The sequence below is a fragment of the Sodalis sp. RH19 genome (assembly GCF_047324215.1).
Classification (GTDB): domain Bacteria; phylum Pseudomonadota; class Gammaproteobacteria; order Enterobacterales; family Enterobacteriaceae; genus Acerihabitans.
The window spans coordinates 1,427,682-1,448,247 of record NZ_CP178734.1 but is presented as its reverse complement, the minus strand read 5'-3'; the positions used below and the strand labels follow the sequence as shown (position 1 = coordinate 1,448,247).

General features: G+C 56.0%; 18 protein-coding genes. 3 read left to right on the top strand and 15 right to left on the bottom strand.

The window, feature by feature from the left end; translation table 11 throughout:
• Positions 1-7: 7 nt before the first annotated feature.
• Positions 8-421 (bottom strand): GlcG/HbpS family heme-binding protein, encoded by a 414-nt coding sequence (locus tag ACL2XF_RS06510; RefSeq protein ID WP_413728270.1) that lies wholly within the window; start codon positions 419-421, stop codon positions 8-10.
• A gap of 124 nt (positions 422-545) precedes the next feature.
• Between ACL2XF_RS06510 and ACL2XF_RS06505 the strand changes: the two genes are divergently transcribed.
• Positions 546-1,442, top strand: a complete 897-nt coding sequence (locus tag ACL2XF_RS06505) for a LysR family transcriptional regulator (RefSeq protein WP_132921112.1) — start codon at positions 546-548, stop codon at positions 1,440-1,442.
• Positions 1,443-1,528: 86 nt separating this feature from the next.
• Here the strand turns inward: ACL2XF_RS06505 and ACL2XF_RS06500 are convergent, their stop codons facing one another.
• From ACL2XF_RS06500 to cyoB, 5 genes are all read right to left on the bottom strand, one after another.
• The gene (locus ACL2XF_RS06500; protein ID WP_203523263.1) at positions 1,529-2,287 is read right to left on the bottom strand and encodes an ABC transporter ATP-binding protein; all 759 of its coding nucleotides are present in this window, start codon (positions 2,285-2,287) and stop codon (positions 1,529-1,531) included.
• Positions 2,284-3,180 (bottom strand): iron chelate uptake ABC transporter family permease subunit, encoded by an 897-nt coding sequence (locus tag ACL2XF_RS06495; protein WP_413728781.1) that lies wholly within the window; start codon positions 3,178-3,180, stop codon positions 2,284-2,286. Before ACL2XF_RS06495 ends, ACL2XF_RS06500 begins: the two co-directional genes overlap by 4 nt.
• Before the next feature lie 97 nt (positions 3,181-3,277).
• Entirely contained in the window at positions 3,278-4,240 is a 963-nt protein-coding gene (locus tag ACL2XF_RS06490) for an ABC transporter permease (RefSeq protein WP_413728269.1), read from the bottom strand.
• Positions 4,241-4,262: 22 nt separating this feature from the next.
• The gene (locus tag ACL2XF_RS06485; protein ID WP_413728780.1) at positions 4,263-5,204 is read right to left on the bottom strand and encodes a siderophore ABC transporter substrate-binding protein; all 942 of its coding nucleotides are present in this window, start codon (positions 5,202-5,204) and stop codon (positions 4,263-4,265) included.
• Positions 5,205-5,306: 102 nt separating this feature from the next.
• On the bottom strand, positions 5,307-7,295 hold the full coding sequence (gene cyoB / locus ACL2XF_RS06480; protein ID WP_413728268.1) for a cytochrome o ubiquinol oxidase subunit I: 1,989 nt from the start codon (positions 7,293-7,295) through the stop codon (positions 5,307-5,309).
• Between the two features lie 595 nt (positions 7,296-7,890).
• On the opposite strand from cyoB, the gene ACL2XF_RS06475 reads away from it, so the two are divergent.
• Both ACL2XF_RS06475 and ACL2XF_RS06470 read left to right on the top strand, forming a co-directional pair.
• Complete coding sequence (locus ACL2XF_RS06475) at positions 7,891-9,390, top strand: UbiD family decarboxylase (protein WP_413728779.1); 1,500 nt, start codon at positions 7,891-7,893, stop codon at positions 9,388-9,390.
• Positions 9,391-9,522: 132 nt separating this feature from the next.
• Positions 9,523-10,101, top strand: coding sequence for an NADPH-dependent FMN reductase (locus ACL2XF_RS06470; protein WP_413728267.1), 579 nt, complete (start codon positions 9,523-9,525; stop codon positions 10,099-10,101).
• 81 nt (positions 10,102-10,182) lie between these two features.
• Here the strand turns inward: ACL2XF_RS06470 and ACL2XF_RS06465 are convergent, their stop codons facing one another.
• The 9 genes from ACL2XF_RS06465 to ACL2XF_RS06425 form a co-directional block, all read right to left on the bottom strand.
• Positions 10,183-10,944: an SDR family NAD(P)-dependent oxidoreductase gene (locus tag ACL2XF_RS06465; protein ID WP_413728266.1), complete on the bottom strand. Its 762-nt coding sequence runs from the start codon at positions 10,942-10,944 to the stop codon at positions 10,183-10,185.
• A 46-nt stretch (positions 10,945-10,990) separates the two neighbouring features.
• The gene (locus ACL2XF_RS06460) at positions 10,991-12,793 is read right to left on the bottom strand and encodes an alkaline phosphatase family protein (RefSeq protein ID WP_413728265.1); all 1,803 of its coding nucleotides are present in this window, start codon (positions 12,791-12,793) and stop codon (positions 10,991-10,993) included.
• Positions 12,794-12,838: 45 nt separating this feature from the next.
• The gene (locus ACL2XF_RS06455; RefSeq protein ID WP_413728264.1) at positions 12,839-13,900 is read right to left on the bottom strand and encodes an ABC transporter ATP-binding protein; all 1,062 of its coding nucleotides are present in this window, start codon (positions 13,898-13,900) and stop codon (positions 12,839-12,841) included.
• Positions 13,901-13,903: 3 nt separating this feature from the next.
• Positions 13,904-14,680, bottom strand: a complete 777-nt coding sequence (locus tag ACL2XF_RS06450) for a carbohydrate ABC transporter permease (protein WP_413728263.1) — start codon at positions 14,678-14,680, stop codon at positions 13,904-13,906.
• Positions 14,681-14,774: 94 nt separating this feature from the next.
• On the bottom strand, positions 14,775-15,680 hold the full coding sequence (locus ACL2XF_RS06445; protein ID WP_413728262.1) for a carbohydrate ABC transporter permease: 906 nt from the start codon (positions 15,678-15,680) through the stop codon (positions 14,775-14,777).
• A gap of 12 nt (positions 15,681-15,692) precedes the next feature.
• Positions 15,693-17,021: an ABC transporter substrate-binding protein gene (locus ACL2XF_RS06440; RefSeq protein WP_413728261.1), complete on the bottom strand. Its 1,329-nt coding sequence runs from the start codon at positions 17,019-17,021 to the stop codon at positions 15,693-15,695.
• A gap of 631 nt (positions 17,022-17,652) precedes the next feature.
• Entirely contained in the window at positions 17,653-18,246 is a 594-nt protein-coding gene (locus tag ACL2XF_RS06435; RefSeq protein ID WP_132921099.1) for a DUF6640 family protein, read from the bottom strand.
• A 275-nt stretch (positions 18,247-18,521) separates the two neighbouring features.
• On the bottom strand, positions 18,522-19,565 hold the full coding sequence (gene dmpG, locus ACL2XF_RS06430) for a 4-hydroxy-2-oxovalerate aldolase (protein WP_413728260.1): 1,044 nt from the start codon (positions 19,563-19,565) through the stop codon (positions 18,522-18,524).
• The gene (locus tag ACL2XF_RS06425; RefSeq protein WP_413728778.1) at positions 19,565-20,521 is read right to left on the bottom strand and encodes an acetaldehyde dehydrogenase (acetylating); all 957 of its coding nucleotides are present in this window, start codon (positions 20,519-20,521) and stop codon (positions 19,565-19,567) included. Before ACL2XF_RS06425 ends, dmpG begins: the two co-directional genes overlap by 1 nt.
• Between the last annotated feature and the right edge of the window lie 45 nt (positions 20,522-20,566).

The window sequence follows — 20,566 nt, the reverse complement described above, 5'->3', positions numbered from 1 at the left end:
TAATGCTTCAGAGCGCGGCGACAATACATTTAGCCAAACTCAGGTCGCCTTCACCCGTGGATCCGCTGACGCCCACGGCGCCGATAATCTCACCGCCGGCACACAGCGGCAAGCCGCCCTTTAACGGCACCAGATGCGGCACAGACAGCATCGCCACTTCCCCTCGATTGATCATGCTTTCAAACAGCTCGGTACTGTCCTGGATGGCGGCGGCGGTGCGGGCTTTACCTTCCGCTACGCTGGCGGAAATCGGCGGCGCGGCGTCCATTTTGCCGAAGGCCACCAGTTGTCCGGCGCGGTCAACCACCGCGATACTGACAGCGATTTTTTGTTTTATGGCGGTCTCGATGCCAACGTTAAGTAATCCCTGCGCCGCCATGAAAGTAATATTATTAGCGGCATAATAATTTAATTGTGACATAAGTATTCCTTGAGAAAGCGGGAGACATTACACTGCCGAGTTCAATGGGCTAACCTAACAGTTGTCCGGGCAATGCGGTACCCTCATTCCTGGTAACAGAGCATTGACTAAAAGGGGAGTCATCATGCCGGTACTGGATGATATAAAGGGATTCGTCACCGTTGCTGAAACCGGTGGATTTACCCACGCGGCCAGAAAGCTGGCTATTTCCACCTCGGTGGTCAGCCGTCGCATTGATCGGCTGGAAACCGAGCTTGGGGTCTGTTTAATGCTGCGCAATACCCGCGGCGTCACGCTGACCCCGGCGGGCAATGAATTTTACCGCCGGGCGCAGTTGATCCTCCGGGAGCTGGATAACGCCTATCAGGCCGTTGCCGAAAGAAAAGAAGAGATCACCGGCTGTTTACATATCAGCACGCCCTACTCTTTCGGTATTCGCCATCTTGAACCGGTGCTGAACCGGTTGAGCACCAGTTATCCCACATTGGAATTTGATATTTCCTACAACGATCGCTACGTGGATTTATTAAAAGAATCCTTTGATGCCGTCATCCGTATCGGCGCCATTAGCGAACTGAGCTTTGCCGCGCGCCGTATCGGCCCCATACCTACCGTCCTGGTGGCCAGTCCGGCCTATCTGGAAAAGCACGGGACATTGCAAACGCCTAATCAGATTTCAGAACATCAATGCCTGATTTATTCCGGCCGGACCCATGCCGAGTGGGTCTTTCAGCGGGGCGAAAACAGGTGGGCCCTCTTGCCCGCAGGTCGTTTCTATTCCGATAGCGGTGAGGTGTTGCTTAAGTGGGCATTGAGCGGGCGCGGGATCGCCGTATTTCCCCATTTCATGGTCAAGGAGGCCCTGTCCGGGGGCGGGCTGGTGCGGCTGTTGCCGGACTATGCCATGCCGGAACACGATCTGTATATTTTGCGTCCCCCGGGCGTGCGGGTGGCGGGCAAGGTACGGGTGCTGTTTGATGAAATGGTGGCCTATTGCCGGGATGCGCTACAGGGACCGTGACAGCCGCAGACGATTCTCCCCTGTTTTGCATCAACTTTTCGGGTGATCAAAAATGGTGATATGGCATGGTCAAAATAACGCTGACGTTAGCGGTAGTACACAGCGATATGCTGATTATTCAGCCATTCAATGGCTACCGGCGTATCAAAAATGTCCTCCAGGATCGCCGGCGTCATGATGTGCGCCGGCGTCCCCTGATAAATCACCCGGCCTTCCTTCATGGCGATGATGTCATCCGAATAGACCGAGGCGAAGTTGATATCGTGGATCACCAGGACGATGGTTTTACCCAGCTCATCCGCCGCGCGGCGGAGCTGCTTCATCATCGCCACCGCGTGTTTCATGTCCAGGTTATTAAGCGGTTCGTCCAGCAGGACATATTTCGTATCTTGGCACAGCACCATCGCCACATAGGTCCGCTGGCGCTGCCCGCCGGAGAGCTCATCCAGATAGCGATGCTGCAAATCGGTCAGGTTCAGGAAGTCCATCGCCGCGGCGATGCGTCCGCGATCGTCCTCATTCAGCCGTCCCTTGGTGTAGGGATAACGGCCGAACCCCACCAGATCCGCCACGGTTAAACGGCTGGTAAACTGATTCTCCTGCCGTAATACCGACAGGTATGTCGCCAGCTTATCCCCCGGCGTAGTGGCCACATCCAGGCCATTTACCCTTACCTGTCCGCCATCCGCCGGCAGCAGGCGGCTGATGACCGAAAGCAGGCTTGACTTGCCCGCGCCGTTGGGACCGATTATCGAGGTGATCCCGCCCTCGGCAATGGTCGCCGTAATCCCTTTCAGTACGGCGACATCGCCATAGCGTTTGCTGACATTCCTGATCTCAATCACAGGGTGGCCTTTTTCAATAGCAAAAACAGGAACAGGGAACCGCCGAGGAACTCAATGACCACCGACAACGCACCGGACATTTTCAGCAGGTGTTCCAGAATCAATTGGCCGCCCACCAGGGAAATGATGCCGAGCAGGAAGGCGGTGGGCAGCAGAAAACGGTGCTGATGGGATCCGCCGATGAGATAAGCCAGGTTCGCCACCATAAACCCCAGGAAGGTCAGAGGGCCCACCAGCGCGGTGGAAATGGCCACCAGCACCGACACCAGCAGCAGGATCACGGTCACGTTGTGCCGATAATCAATGCCCAGGCTAACGGCGGTATCACGCCCCAGCGCCAAAACATCAAAGCGAAAACGCATGCGCCAAATGATAGGCGCCGCCGCCAATATCACGGCCGCCGATACCCCCAGCAGCTCCGGCGGCGCACGGGTAAAGGTGGCGAACATCCGCCCCTGCAGGATGGCAAACTCGCCGGGGGTGAGCAGCCGCTGCAGCAGAGTGGCAAAACTGCGAAACAGGGTGCCGCAGATAATCCCCACCAGCAGCAACAGATGCAGGTCATTGCCCCGCCCGATAAACAGCCAGCGATACAACAACGCGGAAAACAGCACCAGCAGCAGCGATTCGCAAAGGAATTTCCCGACGACACCGAGCAAACTGATGCCTGGTGCATCGATAAAAAAAATCATGGCGGTCTGCAGCAGAACGAACAGCGCCTCAAAACCCATAATCGACGGCGTCAGGACTCGATTATGGGTGACCGTCTGGAATAACAGGGTTGAGACGCCGGCGGCAAAGGCCACCAGCAGCATGGTGGCCAGGATCAGGGCGCGATGCACCAGGATATAGTGCAGATTGCCGCCCAGATTTACCGTCATGAACAGCGCCATGACCGCCAGCGACAGGCCCCCCAGCAGTAATAACCGCTGTTTCGGCGATACTTTTCGATTAAGGGAGATGATGACCGGCGATAGCGCCGGCCTGGCTTTATTCTCTGACATGACGTTTTTGGCTGAGCAGTAACATAAGAAAAACCACGGCGCCGATAACACCCAGGATCACGCTGACCGGAATTTCAAAAGGGTAGCGGATAATCCGCCCGATCATGTCGCAAAACAGTACCAGGCCGCCCCCGAGCAGGCATACCCACGGGACGGTCTTGCGCATATTATCCCCCATCAGCATGCGGACAAGATTGGGAACAATCAATCCCAGGAACGGCAGCGCTCCCACCACTACCACCACCACGCCGCTAACCAGGGCGATAATCGCCAGTCCCATCAGCATAACGCGCCGGTAGTCCAGCCCGACGTTGACGGCGAATGCGCGTCCCATCCCGGCAACCGTAAACCTGTCGGCGACCCAGCAGGCCAGCAGCGTCAGCCCGCCAACCAGCCACAGCAGCTCATAACGGCCTGCCAGCACACCGGAAAAATCCCCGCTTTCCCAGTTGCCCAGCGACTGCATCAGATCGAAATGCAGGGCGGCGAAGATGGTCATGGCGCTGATCACCGCCCCAAACATAATACCCACCAGGGGAACCACCAGCGCCGATTTCAGCACCACCCGCGTCAAAAGCTTCATGAACAGCCAGGTTCCCCCCAGGGCGAACAGGCTCGCCACCGCCATTTTCATCATGATCGACGCCGACGGCATAAGCACCATCATGATCAGCAGGCCCAGGCTGGCCGATTGCGTCGTGCCGGCCATGGAGGGCTCAACGAAACGGTTTTGGGTCAGCAACTGCATGATAAGGCCGGCCACGCTCATAGCACTGCCGGCCAGCAGCAGGGCCAGTGTGCGGGGGACGCGGCTGATGAAGAAAATGTCTTGCATGATGGGGTCGGACCATACCGCCAGCGGGCCGACCGCCCCCGCTCCCGTAAACAGGCTGGCGGCCACCAGGCACAGCAGCGCCAGAAGGCTCAATGCCAGGGGATGCGGCTTCATGCTTCTATAGCGGTAAAGATGTTCATTTCCTGTCCAACGCCTGGTTCACGGTACTCATCAACTGAATATAACTTTGCAGGCCGCCGGCGATATACAGGGACGTCGAGTCCAGATAGACCACCTGCCGCTTTTGCCAGGCGGTGGTTTTGGCGATCAGGGGGTTATCAAGCACCTGTTGCGCCGACTCCCCGGCCGGGCGCCCGATGGCGCTGTCGCGATCCAGTACGAACAGCCAGTCGGGATTGACGCTGAGCACAAATTCAGAGGTGACGATGTTGCCATGCTTGCCCGTCTCTGAGAATACCGTGGCCGGTTTGAATCCCAGTTCATCAAAAATGAAGCCGAAACGGGACCCCGGGCCATAAGCCGATATTTTCCCGCCGCTGACCATCAGCACCAGGGCGCTGCCCGCATTGGCCGTTTTTCCCTTTATCAGGGCTATCTGCTGTCTGAAGGCGTCCAACTGCGTTTTAGCTTGCGCTTCTTTGCCGAAAATAGCGGCCAACTGCTCGGTGCGTTGGGTAAAACTGGCCAGGAAGTGCTGATCGTCCACATCCAATGCAATAGTGGGCGCAATAGCGCTCAGTTTATCGTAGGCATCATGGGCGCGGCCGCCGGCAATGATCAGATCAGGGTTGGCGTTGCTCAGTGCCTCGTAATCCGGTTCAAACAGCGTGCCGGCATTCAAATAGCCGCCGCCGCTGTATTTGGCCAGAAAGGGCGGCAGATGTGTGCTGGTCTGCGGCACGCCTGCCACCGCAATCCCGAGCGCATCCATGGTATCCAGCGTCTGGGGGTTTAACACGATAACTTTTTTCGGCCGCAGCGGGACTTTTGTCGTGCCCTGCGCATGTTCAATGGACAGAGTTGCAGCCTGTCCGGCGGCAACGGCCTGCTCATACCCCCCCGCCAGCGCCAGCATTGACGCCAATAGCGTTATTTTTAAAGCCAAACTCAAGCGCATCATAGACTCCTTGATATCCCTTTCATGCATCATGTTATAAACATAATTTTAACATTGAATAATTCTCATTCTTATTAAAATGAGTGTAATCCCATATCTTTTTCATTTAAAGAGTCTTGCTTCACTCTTTTGTTCATAACGCCGATTCTCGATGTGCTCTACTTCCGCCGCGGGCACGTAGTAATCTACGTCTTCGTTGAAGCTGTGGATAATCCAGGTCACTATCATGCCGGCAAAGCCGACAATCGCCAGCCACCAGATATGCCAGATCATGGCGAAGCCGAAAAACAGGCTGAAGGCGGCGATAATGACGCCTGCGCCGGTATTCTTCGGCATATGGATCTGTTCGTAGGCCAGCGGTTTCTGATAAGCCGTTCCGTCTTCCTTCATCTGCCAGAAGGCGTCGCGATGATCGTTGACATCCGGCACCAGGGCAAAGTTATAGAACGGCGGCGGTGAGGAGGTGGACCATTCCAGGGTGCGTCCGCCCCACGGATCGCCGGTGAGATCCCGGTTCTGATCCCGCTGGATGACGCTGAGAACGATTTGCACCACCTGGCACAAAATGCCCAGGGCGATAAGGACTACGCCGCCGGCCGCCACCATCAGCAGCGGATGGAATTGCGGGTCGATTTGCTGGCTTAAACGACGGGTCATGCCCATGAAACCCAACGCATACAGCGGCATGAACGCAACGTAGAAACCGATAATCCAGAACCAGAAGGCGCGTTTGCCCCATTTCTCGTTCAGGGTGTAACCGAAGGCTTTCGGCCACCAGTAGGTCATGCCGGCGAAACAGCCGAACACCACGCCGCCGATAATAACGTTATGGAAATGCGCTATCAGGAACAGACTGTTGTGCAGGACAAAGTCGGCGCCCGGCACCGCCAGCAGCACCCCGGTCATGCCGCCGATGGAGAAAGTGATGATAAAACCGATGGACCACAGCATGGCGGAATGAAAAACGATGCGGCCCTGATAGATAGTGAACAACCAATTAAAGATCTTCACCCCGGTGGGTATGGCGATAATCATCGTCATGATGCCGAAGAACGCGTTGACGTTGGCGCCGGACCCCATGGTGAAGAAGTGGTGCAGCCAAACACAGAACGACAATATTGTGATGGCAATGGTGGCCCATACCAGGGAGGTGTAGCCGAACAGCCGTTTTTGCGAGAAGGTAGCCACAACTTCGGAAAAGACCCCGAACACCGGCAGGATAAGAATATAGACTTCCGGATGGCCCCAAGCCCAGAACAGGTTGACATACATCATCATGTTGCCGCCCATATCATTGGTAAAGAAATGGGTGCCCAGATAGCGATCCAGGGTCAACAGAACGATGGTGACGGTGAGGATGGGGAATGCGGCGATAATCAGGATATTGGTGCACAGTGCCGTCCAGGTAAACACCGGCATTTTCATCAGCGGCATGTTCGGCGCGCGCATTTTCATGATGGTGGCGAAGAAGTTCACACCGGTCAACGTGGTGCCAATACCCGTCAACTGGATGCTCCAAATCCAATAATCCACCCCTACGCCGGGGCTATACTCTTTTCCCGATAATGGCGGGTATGCCACCCAGCCAGTTTGGGCAAACTCACCCACCCCCAAGGAAACATTAATTAGTATCACCCCCACCACGAAGAACCAGAAGCTCAGGGAGTTCAGGAAGGGAAAGGCCACGTCGCGGGCGCCGATTTGCAGCGGCACAACCAGATTCATCAATCCGATTACGAAAGGCGTCGCCATAAAGATAATCATGATGACGCCGTGAGCGGTGACCACCTGATCATAATGGTGGGGCGGCAGGAAACCGGCTTCGCCGGCGGAGGCCAGCGCCTGCTGCGAGCGCATCATGATGGCGTCCGCAAAGCCGCGCAGCAGCATTACGAAGGCCACAATCATATACATTACGCCGATTTTTTTATGATCCACCGAGGTAAACCATTCATTCCACAGATATTGCCATTTGCCAAAATAGGTAATGGCCGCCACCAGAGCCAGCCCGATAACGACAATGGCGGCCACGGTGATAATAATGATCGGTTCATGATACGGAACCGAATCCAGCGTTAATAAACCGAACATCAGCAATTCCTCGGTCCGGGCATGAAAATGCCCACAGCTAAATTGATAAGTTGAGTAATGTCAGCACCGTAGTGAAGAAATTGTAAACAGTATCGTTAACCTAACAGCAGACTGAAATAGCCGGTACTTCTATTCTTGGTAACAGAGCATTGACTAAAACGGGGGCCCACCATGCCGGTACTTGGTGATATAAAGGGTTACAAGACCGTCGCTGAAACCGGGGAATGACTCATGCAGCGAGAAAATTAGCCATTTCCACTTCCGATGTCAGCTGTCGTCCTGATTGGAGCCGGGGATAATTTTATTCAGGCGTAAAACCCGTGAGAAGACGAAAAATAGATACAGTGAAAAAATAAGGAGTGGATAGTTTTAAGTCAGCGGCTTCTGAAACCCAAAGGAGAATGCCATGATCACTCTTCACCACGCGATGGTGAATGGTCCCGGGACGACTCCCACAGGGCATTCTGCAATACACATTGGGGCGAAGTTCTGCATCGCCTTAAAACTCACATCGAAAAAATTTGAGGGATATAAAAACATGCCGCAGAAACGCGCAACGACCTACCACATCGTAAAACCGGGCGATCCTCATCCGATGGGCTGGACGGTCCCGCCGGTGAACGATCTGCGCTCAGCAATCGAACTCCTTAAGACCTTGCCCGGTCAATACATTGAAACCGACCGGGAGGTGGACCCAAAAGACGAGTTGGCCGGGGTCTACCGATATATCGGCGCCGGCGGCACGGTGATGCGACCGACGCGCATCGGTCCAGCCATGACATTCAATTCCATCAAAGGTTATCCCGGTTCGCGCGTGCTGGTGGGCATGCTGGCAAGTCGAGAGCGCGTCAGCGCCCTGCTCGGCGCGCCAGTGCGGGAACTTGGCATCCAAATGGCGAAGGCCCGACAAAACGTGATACCGCCGGTGGTGATCGACAGGAAAGATGCGCCTTGCCAAGAAGTGGTCTATCGCGCCGATGACGAAGGTTTCGACCTGCGCAAACTCCTACCCGCGCCAACCAATACCACTGAGGACGCAGGCCCCTACTTTTGCCTGGGACTGGTACTGGGGAGCGATCCTGATGACCGTGACAATGTCGATGTAACCATCCACCGGCTTTGCGTACAGAGCAAGGACGAATTGTCGATTTTCTTTGCACCCGGCCGCCATATCGACGCCTTCCGCCAGAAAGCCGAGGCCCATGGCAAGCCGCTGCCTGTATCGATCAATATGGGGCTCGATCCGGCCATCCCCATCGGGGCAACCTTTGAAGCGCCGACGACTCCGTTCGGTTTCGATGAGCTGTGTGTGGCCGGCGGCCTGCGGGGCCGTCCCGTCGAACTGGTGGAATGCCTGACCGTGCCGCAATGGGCCATCGCCCGCGCCGAAATTGTTATCGAAGGGGAGATTCTGCCAAATGTGCGGGTCGCCGAGGATCAAAACAGCAAGACCGGCAAAGCGATGCCGGAATTTCCCGGATATACCGGCGATGCCAATCCTTCCCTGCCCGTTATCAAGGTCAAGTCGATCACTACCCGCAAGAACCCGATATTGCAAACCCTGGTTGGGCCCGGGGAAGAGCATGTCAGCCTGGCAGGCATCCCGACCGAAGCCAGCATTTATCTGGAATGTCATGACGCTCTGCCGGGACTGGTTAAGAACGTATACGCTCACAGCGCCGGCGGCGGAAAGTTTCTTGCCATCCTCCAGGTGGAGAAGAAAAACGCTGGCGACGATGGGATGACCAGACAGGCGGCAATGACCGCCCTCGCCGTCTATCGCGAACTTAAGAACGTGATACTCGTCGACGAAGATGTCGATTTGTTCGATACCAATGACGTGCTTTGGGCAATGCAGACGCGCTTCTCAGGCGATCTGGATACGATCTTCGTACCGGGACTGGCGGGCCACGTTCTCGATCCCTCCCAGACCCCGGAATACGACCCGCGAGTGACGGCCAAAGGCACTACGACGAAGACCATCTTCGACTGCACGGTGCCGTTCCATCTGAAAAAGCATTTCGTCCGCGCGCAGTTCAAGGAGGTTGACCCCAGTCTATGGGCGCCGTCCCTTTTCGGGAAGGCTTCTGTATGACCGAGGAGCCCACGCTACACACTGCCCATTGTCGTAATCACAAATGTGGGCATCGTTAGCCGCATATGGAACGGGTCTATTGAATTACCTGTTTATGCATATCAGCAGTAAACATCCCATGGAGATAATCAAATGAACAATTCAACTCCGCTTCACTTCGTCACACTTCTTGGCAGCCTTCGCAAAGGTTCCTTCAACGCGGCGGTCGCACGCGCCCTGCCCTCGCTGGCGCCTGACGGCGTAAACATCACCGCCTTGGGTTCGGTCCGTGAGTTTCCGCATTACGATGCCGACGAGCAGGCAGCGGGTTTTCCGGCGCCGGTGCTAGCCATGGCTGAACAAATCAAGGCAGCGGATGGTGTCATCATCGTTTCGCCCGAATACAACTACTCCGTCCCTGGCGTGCTTAAGAACTGCCTCGACTGGTTGTCCCGTCTAACTCCGCAACCCTTCGCCGGCAAACCGATTGCCATTCAAACGGCGTCACAGGGGGTGATCGGCGGTGCGCGGGCGCAATATCACCTGCGGCAAAGCCTTGTTTTCCTTGACGCCCAGGTGCTTAATAAGCCTGAGGTCATGATCGGACAGGTCGCTGGCAAGGTGAACTCTGAAACGCTGGAACTTACTGATACAACAACACGCGACTTCATCGCGGGACAGCTCCAGGCGTTCGTTGCTTTCGTCAGCCATTTCAGCAACAATGAAAAATAAGGCTTTATTTTATAGTCGCTAGGGGGCAATGACTATAACAGTGAAAACATTTGACCATTGAATAACCAGAGTGCCCTAATCCTAATTCAGCCGTATCCCGGCATCCACCACAAACTGCGCGCCGGTACAGCCGCGCGCATCATCCGAGGCCACAAACAGCGCCATGGCGGCAATGTCACTGCCCTGTAGATCTATCTTGATGGCCTGCATGTCCATAATCTCCTGCTGAACCGGCGGGGTACGCCAAAGCGCCTGCTGTCGTGGAGTGGAGATGGCCCCGGGCACGATGCAGTTTACCCGGATGCCAAAGGGCCCAAGTTCTCGGGTCAGGGTCCGGTTTAGGCCGAGGATCGCCGCCTTGGCGGTGGTGTAGCCCACCATGCCCGGACGTCCTTTCATCACCGAGGTGGAGCTGGTTAGGATAATGGCTCCGGACTGACGTTCACGCATCGGTATCGCCACTGCCTGGGTGGCGAAGAATTGGTGATCGAGATTGACCGCCATCCGATTGCGCCAATATTCCGGCTCAACGGCAAACATGTCATGTCGGTCGTCGTCGGCGGCATTATTGATCAGCACATCAATACCTCCTTCGCGAGCAGCAATGTCGCCAATTACGGTTCGCAGCGCCGGAATGTCGCGCAGGTCGCAATAATGAAACACCGCGCCATGGACCGCCGACAGCGCCTCGCCGGCGACGGTATTGATGTCGAGAAAATGCACCCGGCTGTGCTGCTGGCTAAACGCCGCCACCAGATCGGCCCCTATACCGCTTGCGCCCCCGGTAATAAGCACCGTTTTCCCCGCCAGGCTCTGGTATTGGGTATAAAGATGTTCACTCATGAGCACTCCTTATTATGATTATGCTGCCCGGCCGCGCTGGCGAAGGTCACTGAGCCGCGTCGCGCGTCAGAAAGTCATAAATAACGTTACCATCCAGCGCGTCGTGTTCCATGCCCAGCAAGTGGGCGATGGTGGCAGCCGGATCTGTCATGCGATGGGGACCCCGTTGCAGACGATCGCGGTAGTAGCCTTTTCTGATGCCCGCCCCATAGGCCAGGATCACGCCATAATTAGCGCTGTGCTCTGTTTCCGCCGTCGGTTTCTGCGGACCATGATTGGCGCCGGGGGCGTTGACCGGGCAGATATCCTCGCCATGGCGGCTGGTGCCCCAGACAAATCCTGTATTATAGGTAAACAACACATCCCCGGCATGGTCGCCCCAATAGCCCACACTCGCCGCATCGGCTTTGCGCAGCGCCCAGGCCACGGCCTTGCGCGGTTGGCCGTCATGCAGCACCTGCCATTCGCCGAGCGCCTTCAGCACCTGCTCCGTCACCGCTTCATAACGGGCCGCAGGCACAATGCCCCCCGCTTCGCGTCCGGCAAGATTAATGAAGATTTCCAGACCGCCGCGCTCGTCCTTTAGATAGACCTGGCTCCGGGCCGCCAAAGGCCGCCCCTGCGCATCCAGGGTAACCAGCCCGCGCCGCGCCAGGTAACGATGAATATCGCACATGTACTCATTGGGTACCGCTCCGTGATCGGAAGCCAGTAGCAGCGTGCAGTCGTCATCCATGGCGGCAATAATTTTGCCGATAGAGCGATCAAGAATCTGATAGCATTCGCGCATCACCGCTTCGTAGCGCGGCGCCTGCGCTGCATCGTAAAACGGCGAACGCGGATCATACTGGCCCAGGCAAAGATGGTGCGACTCATCAATCAGATGATGTACGGCGATCCACAGGGCATAACCCTGCTGATGGGTGAGGTACAACGCGCTGTCCGCCAGCCACAGCGACTGATCTTCCGCATCCCGATACGTTGAGCGGATATAGGTTTCCTGCACCGCGGCTTTCACCGCCCACTGACTGATAAACGGACCGAGTTGTCCCACCAGCGCCTTGCCGAGCTGAGCATCGGAAGCCATGCGCCCAGGCAGCGTAACCTGGCTCTGGATGATTTCGATATCGTTGTGCTCCGGGTCGTAGCGCCCGGGGTAGAAACGCACCTGCCCATAGTCATCATCCGGTCCCAGTGCCAGCCACGGGCTCCATCGGCCTGGCACCAGCTCGGTCCCCCGCTCGCCGTCGCGAATAAGCGGCGTGGCATGGCGGCAGTCCAGCAAAAACGTTTTACCGGTTGCGGGATAATCCAGTCGATAGAGGTTCTTTTCATCTGTCGTGTTCAGCGGCCGCCAGAGCCCTTTATCGTGATAGGCCAGCGGCGACGACGGCGGCCAGCCCAGCGTCTGGCTGCGTTCGGTTCGTGCCTGGCGGCGAGCCTCATAGCGGGTGGTGAATACGGCGGGCGGATATAGCTCCCACGGGCACGGTTCGGCGCGCCCCCAGTAAGGTGAAAAGGTAAAATGCGGAGCCGGGGCGGCGATGCTTTCCGGGAAATGCACCAGGGCGGCCCGCAGCCCGTTGCGCTCAAGCTGATACAGCAAATTAGCGTTCCTGGCGTTGTCCGCGGGAATAGCCTGCCCCACCCAGGCGGTGCCCGGGCTTTGGCCTGATAAAAACGACACCCAGTTCACGTCCCCCCAGGCGGAGATAAACGGCAACAGTTCCGCCGCCGCGCCCTGCTCCAGCATGGTGCGGATGTGGGGTAGCGCGCCCTCGGCCGCGAATTTTTGGATAAGCGGCATCATTAGCCCATCGACGCCGAACACAATGACTTTTTTGCTCATTTCCGGTTTCTTCTCTCGCGCATTTATCCCAAGCTTTTGGGGGAATCAGTTCAGCCGCAACCCGCTTTTGTCATCAAACAGATGCACCCGGCGCGTATCCGGCAGCAAGCTCAGCGTTTCGCCAGGCCGCGCCATGATGCGGTCATGAAATAATGCCGTGGCTTTCTGGTCACCAATATTGAGCATGATCTGGGTTTCGCTGCCGGTGGGTTCAACCACGTTAACCTGTGCATGCAGCCCCCCCGGCTGCTGCAGCTCAAAGTGCTGCGGACGGATACCGTATAACACCCGCAGCCCCGCCGGCTGGCGAGGCATTTCTTGCAGCGGCAGGCGAATACCGTCATCCGTAACCACCCAGCCGGCGTTATCCAGCCGTCCGGCAAACAGGTTCATGGACGGGGAGCCGATAAACCCCGCCACAAAGGCGTTGGCAGGTCGGTCGTAAAGCTCCAGCGGGGTGCCGGTCTGTTCGATTTTTCCCTCGCGCAGCACCACGATGCGGTCCGCCATGGTCATGGCTTCCACCTGGTCATGGGTGACGTATATCATGGTCGTGTTCAGGCGCTGGTGCAGCGCTTTGATCTCGGTACGCAGCTCGACACGCAGCTTGGCATCCAGATTCGAGAGCGGTTCATCAAACAAAAACAGGCGCGGATGGCGCAGGATAGCCCGTCCCATGGCGACCCGTTGCCGCTGCCCGCCAGACAGCTGGGCCGGCCGGCGCTTGAGCAAGGGCGTCAAGCCGAGGGTGACGGCCACCCGCTCTACCTGCTGCTGAATAGCGGTTTTGGCCAACTTCTGCATCCGCAGCGAAAACCCGAGGTTTTCCGCCACGGTCATATGGGGGTACAGGGCGTAGTTTTGAAACACCATCGCCATATCGCGGTCCTGGGGCGACAAATCGTTGATCACCTCGCCATCCAGCGCGATTTCGCCGCTGGTGATGCTTTCCAGTCCGGCAATCATGCGCAGCAAAGTCGATTTACCGCAGCCGGAAGGGCCAACCAGGGCGACAAACTCGCCCGGAAGGATGGTCAAGTCGAGACCGCGGATAATCTGGTTATCTTCGTAACGTTTTTCTATCTGTCGTAATGTCAGGGTAGCCATGGGTTAATCCTTGAGTCCACCAGCGGTCAGGCCATGCACCAGATAGCGGCGCATCAGCAGGGTGAACGCCACCACCGGCAACATCACCAGCGTGCCGCTCGCGGCGATCTTGCTCCACTCCCAACCTTCATATTGGAGAAAATTCACAATCGCGACCGGCGCGGTTATGGCGTGTGTGCGCGTCAAAATCAGCGCGTAAAAAAAGTCATTCCACGAAAAGATGAAACAGAGGATAGCGGTGGCAGCCAAACCGGGTTTCACCAGCGGCAGGGATATCAGCCAGAAGCTGCGCCATAGCGCGCAGCCGTCCAACCAGGAGGCTTCTTCCAACGCCACCGGCACCGCGGCAAAAAAAGTCTGCATCAGCCAAATCACAATAGCCAGATTGAAAGTGAGATAGACGATGGACAGCCCGATGACAGTGTCCAGCAGCCCCAACCAGCGCCAGGCAAGGAAAAACGGAATGGTGAAGGCGATGGGAGGCGCCATGCGCGTCACCAGTATCCACAGCGCGACCTGGCTTCGGGCGCGAAATCGCCAGCGGGTCAATACCCAGGCGGCGGGGACGCCCAGCACCAGAGATAATACCGTTGATATAGCGCTTACCCACAGGCTATTGCTGAACGATGCAAGGAAATTGCCGTCCCGAAGCGCCCTAAACGCATCAACGGTGGGGTGAAACCACAGCGTCAGGTCAAAGACGTCGGCGGCGGGCCGAAACGCCATGATCACCATCCACAAAAATGGCGACAGCAGCAGCAGTACCAGAAAAAGGGTCAATAGCTCCCGTCCTCCTTTGAGGTACGCCCGCCGGGGACGATGCCGCAAGCGCTTTTGTGACATGTTTAGCGTCAGCGCAGCGCTGGCTTCGCCATCAGGTTGTTTTATAGTCATTATTCCACCCCGCCTGGCCAATCAGCCAGCTTAGTACAAAGACGCCCACCAGGATGACCACAGCAATGGCGCTACCATATCCCCACCATGAAAAGTTAAACGCCTGGATAAAGCCGTAATAATTGGTCACTTCAGTCACTGAACCCGGTCCGCCGTCGGTGAGCACGTAGATCAGCGGAAATGCTTTAAAACTGTCGATCAAACGAAACAGCACGCATACCGCCAGCACCGGTTTCAAATAGGGGAAGACGATAAAACGGAAAATGTTGAATGGCCGCGCGCCGTCAAGGCTGGCCGCCTCCTGAGGCTCATTCGGGATCATCTGCAACGCGGCCAGCACCATCAGCATGGTAAAAGGAAACCACTGCCAGACATCCGCCACCGCAATGGCCCACAGCGCCGTGGAAGGATTGGCCAGCAGCGAGTCCAGCGGGTAGCCAAGCCTATCCAAAACCTGATGCAGAGGGCTGATATCCGGGGTGTAAATAATCTTCCAAACCAGCGCCACGATAATCGGCGGCAACACCATGGGGATTAATAACAATGTGCGGGCGCCCTGTAATATCCATGTCCGGCCATTGAGCAATAATGCCAGCAGCAAACCGGTCAGCACCTGGAAAAAAACGCTAAAGAGCGACAGCTTGATTTGCGTGACGAGAGAATGAAGAAAACGATCGTCATGTAATAATTGCTGATAATTTTGCAACGGATGGGCGAAATTAAATGATGTCTGCGGATGGGTCAGGCTAAAAGGCGTCAAGCTGGTGATCACCAGCGCCAATGCGGGCACCAGCGTCAGCGCGGCCAATACCACCAGCGAAGGCGCCAATCCAAGCAGATATGCATTCCTCTGCCGGGTATGCCAGGTAACTTTTGTTTGTTGCATCACATGCCCCGATTATATTTTGACGCCGGCCCGTTTCAGGTCCGCGATAGTGCCGGCCTGCGCCTGCGCCATGGCCTGCTTCGCCGGCATCTGGCCGGACGCAATCAAGGCGATGGCTTTATTGAGCTGTTGGTCTACCTGAGGATAGACGTCGACGGTACGGTACTTCATGTAACCGCCCTTACCGGCCTGCTCAATGGCATCAAGTGATAACTGCGCCAGATCAACGCCGTTTATCACCTGTTTGCTACGGTATGCCGCCGAATCGATATCGCTGCGCCGGGTCGGGGAACCATACCCTGCCTGTACCGCCCGCTGCGTAAGCGGCTTCGACAGCGCCCATTGAATAAAGGCCCATGCCGCTTCTTTATTTTTCGACCCGGCGGGGATACCCAGCGCATGTACCGCCATCCCGGGGAAACGCCCTTTCGGCCCGCCGACCATCGGCCCGAAATGAGCGGTTTTCAGTGTCCGGGAGGTGGCGGGATCGCCTAATTGCGCGAGGTAGGTTTGGCTGGCATCCGTGAAGTTGACCCGTCCTTGCTTCAGTGCCTGGAGCGCCTGATCGGCGCTATAGGTAATACCGCCGTTGGGGCCGAATTCGCGGATCAGATTGGCGAAATAATCCGCCGCCGCCACCGCTTCCGGCGTATCCAGGGTAGGAAACAAATCATCCGGCGCGGAATGGAAGACGTTGCCGCCGAACCCCTGCAGATAGGGGATAAACGTCCAACCATAGTGGTTATCGGTAATATAGCCTGCCACCCGTTCTTTTTTATTAATCGCGCGCAGCACTGTCAGCAGGTCATCTGTGGTTTGTGGAAACGCCAGTCCGGCCTGCTGGATCAAGTCGTAGCGCGATGCCCCGGCCAGCATGGCTTCCACCACCCAGGGAATGCCATACAGCTTGCCGTCGCGCCCGGTTTCCGGCGCCAAGGTGCCCGGCAGAAAATCCTTCAGATCCCAATCGCCCGGGGTGAGATTCGGATTTGCAATGAACTCATCGAGCGGAGTCAGCCAGCCGGCGTTAATCCAGCGGCTGGTGTAGATAAAGGTGACGCTTACCACATCATAGGCCGACCCTTGTGTGGACAGCTCCAGGTCGGCGCGTTGGTTGTACACCGGGAAAGACGGCGTATCCAGTTGAACCTTAGCGCCGGTCAGCGCTTCAAATTCCGGCAAGGAGCGGCGTATGAGCGCCGGCCAGGCCGCGCTAAAGGTAGAAACGTTGAGCGTCACCCCTTCGTATTTCCTTGCGCTATCGGCACCCCGCGCAATGGCGGGCACCATAGCGTAAACACCAAAGGCCGCCATTGCCTTTAACAAATCACGACGTTGCATTATCCGCTTCCTTGATGTAATTGATGGATTCGTCTGGCGCAGCTGCCAACGCACGGTGTTTGCCAGACGAATAATACGGTTTTACAATGATTCGAAAATACACGCTATTTCGCGGCTGTCAGGCAAACATCATAGGAATGAAAGCAAACTCGCCAAAAGACCATTTCGGTATATTGATATTATCAACATTCTCATAAGCTAAGTTATTAACAGGCTATAGCCGGCCAGGTCATATAAGGGAAAGTAAATGGAATTTTTACATATCAGCCCGCTATTCAAAATTCTCTCTGCGAGAGTTCATAGAAAGATAATGAGCTATTAATCCACGCAAGGATAACCACATTAGTGCTCCCCGAAAAAGACTGGCTGGCGCTGATGTGCATATGGCGGAAGTCGGTGAAAACCTTATTACCTGGGAGTGTTTGATTATGGCGCCTAAACTGGGGTTTGCGGCTACGCCCGCAGAAAGACGGCCTTTAGCGCACTGGGCGAATCTGGCGTGATTGGGCCGCCGGTCTTACTTTCTGTGCCACATCCATACGGGCCGCCCTGGATTGCAGGTTGTTAGCCCTGCGGCCAGACTGCCCGGACACTTTTGCCCTGACAAGACAGCCTGGCGGCCTGCCCTACGTTACTTTTTTTGTACCTGATAAAGGTTGTGTTGATCCTGCGGGTGCTTGCGGCCGAGAATAAATGCGCCGACAAAAACAATCAAAATGCTCAGCAGAATGAAGAACAGAATAGCCATGACGATCCACACAGCGTTTATTGCCGCGCCTTGTGCATTTTCCGGCAGCAATAAGCCAATGACCGCCAGGGTAAGGATTAGCACCGCCGCGCTAAAAAGGGTGATATTCACTTCAAACGCCAGCCATTTACCAATAAATGGCGGGCGATAGGGAACCACGCCATTTTCGTCGTAATTGGCGCCGTCGTAAAAGGCCCTTGACAGGACCGCGAAGAAAAAGCCGCCGTAGGCGGCAATCGACATGGCGGTGGCAAACCATAAATGCAGTCTTGCTTCATCACTGGGCGCCCAAATAAAGAATAAGGCAATCAGGGCAAAGCCGACATAACTTGCAACCTGCCAGACAACATGAAAACGCGCATGGGGCACCCATCTTGGGTTAGTCATATGCGTGTCGTTAGTATCGAATATCGCCGGGATAGCACTGTATCCCAGCGTGCTTATGGTAAGAAGAATTTGTAGGGTAAGTATGTTCATTATATTGTCTCCGGTTCCAGCGTCTTTGACTTTATTTTTATCATCTGTAGTCCGCTTGCCATTGAATAAGAATCCCCAGGGTTCGGGTTTACGGCAAACAAAACCTATTGATGAATTGAAAATAATCAGGCACTTAATCGATTACACCGATGCAATCTATTCTTTAGTTATGAGACAAGTCATTCAATCTGCGAGCATATTTCAACTTGTATTATGTTATCTATTCAATAGGGTAAATAAAAAGCGATCTACCGGGTTTCCCTCTATTTTGGTCATTAAAAACCTCCTTCATTGGCTGACGCTTTGTCCTTAAGAAGGTCTAGGGCGACGTCGACGATCATATCCTCCTGTCCGCCCACCATACGGCGGCGGCCGAGTTCCAGCAGAATATCCGCTGTCTTGAGGTTGTACTTGCCGGCTGCGGCTTCCGCATGACGTAAAAAGCTGGAATAAACCCCGGCATAACCCAGCGCCAGCGTTTCACGGTCGACGCGGACCGGGCGTTCCTGTAGCGGGCGTACTATCTCATCCGCGGCATCCATCAACCTATAGAGATCGCATCCGTGCCGCAAACCCTCACGTTCCGCGGCGGCGATAAATACCTCCAGCGGTGCGTTGCCCGCCCCGGCGCCCATACCGGCTAAACTGGCGTCGATGCGTTCGCAGCCTTCCGCGGCCGCCACCAGCGAATTGGCGACGCTAAGGGCGAGGTTATGATGGGCATGGATACCCACTTGAGTTTCGGGCTTAAGCCGGTCTTTCAATGCCCGCACCCGATCGCGCACGCCGCTCATGCCAAGGGCGCCGCTGGAATCCACGACATACACACAGCTCGCGCCATAGCTTTCCATCAGCACTGCTTGCTCAGCCAGACCTTGTGGCGTGTTCATATGGCTCATCATTAGAAAACCCACCGGATCCATACCCATTTCGCGCGCGCACTCCAAGTGCTGGCGTGATACATCCGCTTCGGTACAGTGGGTGGCGACACGGACTATGCGAGCGCCGGCATCGTAAGCATTGCGTAAATCTTTTACCGTGCCGATGCCCGGGATCAGTAGCGTGGCGATACGGGCGGACTTAACGTTTTCCGCAGCCGTGGCGATCCATTCCACATCGCTGTGCCTACCAAAGCCATAGTTGAAACTCGACCCGTCGATACCGTCGCCGTGCGCCACTTCAATGCTATCCACACCGGCGCGATCGAGGGCGGTGGCAATGGCCTTGACATTATCAAGGCTATATTGATGGCGCACGGCATGATTGCCGTCACGCAGAGTGACATCGGAAATGTAGAGTTTTTTTGTGCTGGCAGTCATCAGAGTGTCTCCTTTTGGCCACGGGCCACGCCGGCGGCAATACGACGCTGTGCGATCCTATCGGCACAAGCCAGCGCGGCGGACGTCATGATATCCAGATTGCCCGCATAGGCAGGTAAATAGTGCGCGGCGCCTTCCACCTCGATAAAAAGGGAGGTTTTCAGGCCATGGGTCATGCCCAGGCCCGGCAGATTGACCGGTTTTTCCGGCGGGATGATCTCGAACTGTACTTTTTGTTTGAGATGGTAACCCGGTACGTACTCCTGTACATGGGAGACCATCAGGTCAATGCTCTCTTCAATCTTCCGCTGGTCGGCCAGCTCGGAAAGCACATAGACCGTATCGCGCATCATTAAAGGCGGTTCGGCCGGATTGAGGATAATGATTGCTTTGCCACGTGTTGCGCCGCCGAGTTTCTCTATTGCCGCGCGGGTGGTTTCCGTGAATTCGTCAATATTTGCCCGGGTTCCTGGCCCCGCTGATTTACTGGCGATGGAGGCGACGATTTCGGCATAGTGCACTTTGGCGACCCTGGATACCGCGGCAACCAGGGGGATAGTCGCTTGCCCGCCGCAGGTGACCATATTGATGTTGGAGGCATTTTCCCCATCGAGATTGATGGCGGGAACCACATAGGGGCCTAATGCCGCCGGCGTCAGATCAATCACCTGGATATCATGGGCCTGTAAAACCGCATTGTGATGGGGATGGGCGCTGGCTGAGGTGGCATCGAAAACAATATCGATATCCTTGAACACATCAAGCTTGAGCAGGCCTTCAATGCCTTCGGACGTGGTGGCGATGCCCCATTTGTTAGCCAGGGCAAGGCCGTCGGAGCTGGCAATCACGCCGACCATGGCACCCATTTCCAGGTATTTGCTGTTACGCATCACTTTGATCATCAGATCGGTACCGATATTACCGGGCCCAATGATGCCCACTTTCACTTTTTTTATCATATCCACTCCATATTATTATTCAGCCGGCTGATATGATGCTAT

Bases quoted from the DNA above. Each gene is read 5' to 3' on its own strand.
- ACL2XF_RS06465 (WP_413728266.1), bottom strand. From the start codon at position 10,944: ATGAGTGAACATCTTTATACCCAATACCAGAGCCTGGCGGGGAAAACG.
- ACL2XF_RS06445 (WP_413728262.1), bottom strand. From the start codon at position 15,680: ATGCAACAAACAAAAGTTACCTGGCATACCCGGCAGAGGAATGCATAT.
- ACL2XF_RS06505 (WP_132921112.1), top strand. From the start codon at position 546: ATGCCGGTACTGGATGATATAAAGGGATTCGTCACCGTTGCTGAAACC.
- ACL2XF_RS06495 (WP_413728781.1), bottom strand. From the start codon at position 3,180: ATGGCGCTGTTCATGACGGTAAATCTGGGCGGCAATCTGCACTATATC.
- ACL2XF_RS06440 (WP_413728261.1), bottom strand. From the start codon at position 17,021: ATGCAACGTCGTGATTTGTTAAAGGCAATGGCGGCCTTTGGTGTTTAC.
- ACL2XF_RS06510 (WP_413728270.1), bottom strand. From the start codon at position 421: ATGTCACAATTAAATTATTATGCCGCTAATAATATTACTTTCATGGCG.
- ACL2XF_RS06455 (WP_413728264.1), bottom strand. From the start codon at position 13,900: ATGGCTACCCTGACATTACGACAGATAGAAAAACGTTACGAAGATAAC.
- ACL2XF_RS06460 (WP_413728265.1), bottom strand. From the start codon at position 12,793: ATGAGCAAAAAAGTCATTGTGTTCGGCGTCGATGGGCTAATGATGCCG.
- ACL2XF_RS06470 (WP_413728267.1), top strand. From the start codon at position 9,523: ATGAACAATTCAACTCCGCTTCACTTCGTCACACTTCTTGGCAGCCTT.
- ACL2XF_RS06485 (WP_413728780.1), bottom strand. From the start codon at position 5,204: ATGCGCTTGAGTTTGGCTTTAAAAATAACGCTATTGGCGTCAATGCTG.
- ACL2XF_RS06435 (WP_132921099.1), bottom strand. From the start codon at position 18,246: ATGAACATACTTACCCTACAAATTCTTCTTACCATAAGCACGCTGGGA.
- ACL2XF_RS06475 (WP_413728779.1), top strand. From the start codon at position 7,891: ATGGGCTGGACGGTCCCGCCGGTGAACGATCTGCGCTCAGCAATCGAA.
- dmpG (WP_413728260.1), bottom strand. From the start codon at position 19,565: ATGACTGCCAGCACAAAAAAACTCTACATTTCCGATGTCACTCTGCGT.
- ACL2XF_RS06490 (WP_413728269.1), bottom strand. From the start codon at position 4,240: ATGAAGCCGCATCCCCTGGCATTGAGCCTTCTGGCGCTGCTGTGCCTG.
- cyoB (WP_413728268.1), bottom strand. From the start codon at position 7,295: ATGTTCGGTTTATTAACGCTGGATTCGGTTCCGTATCATGAACCGATC.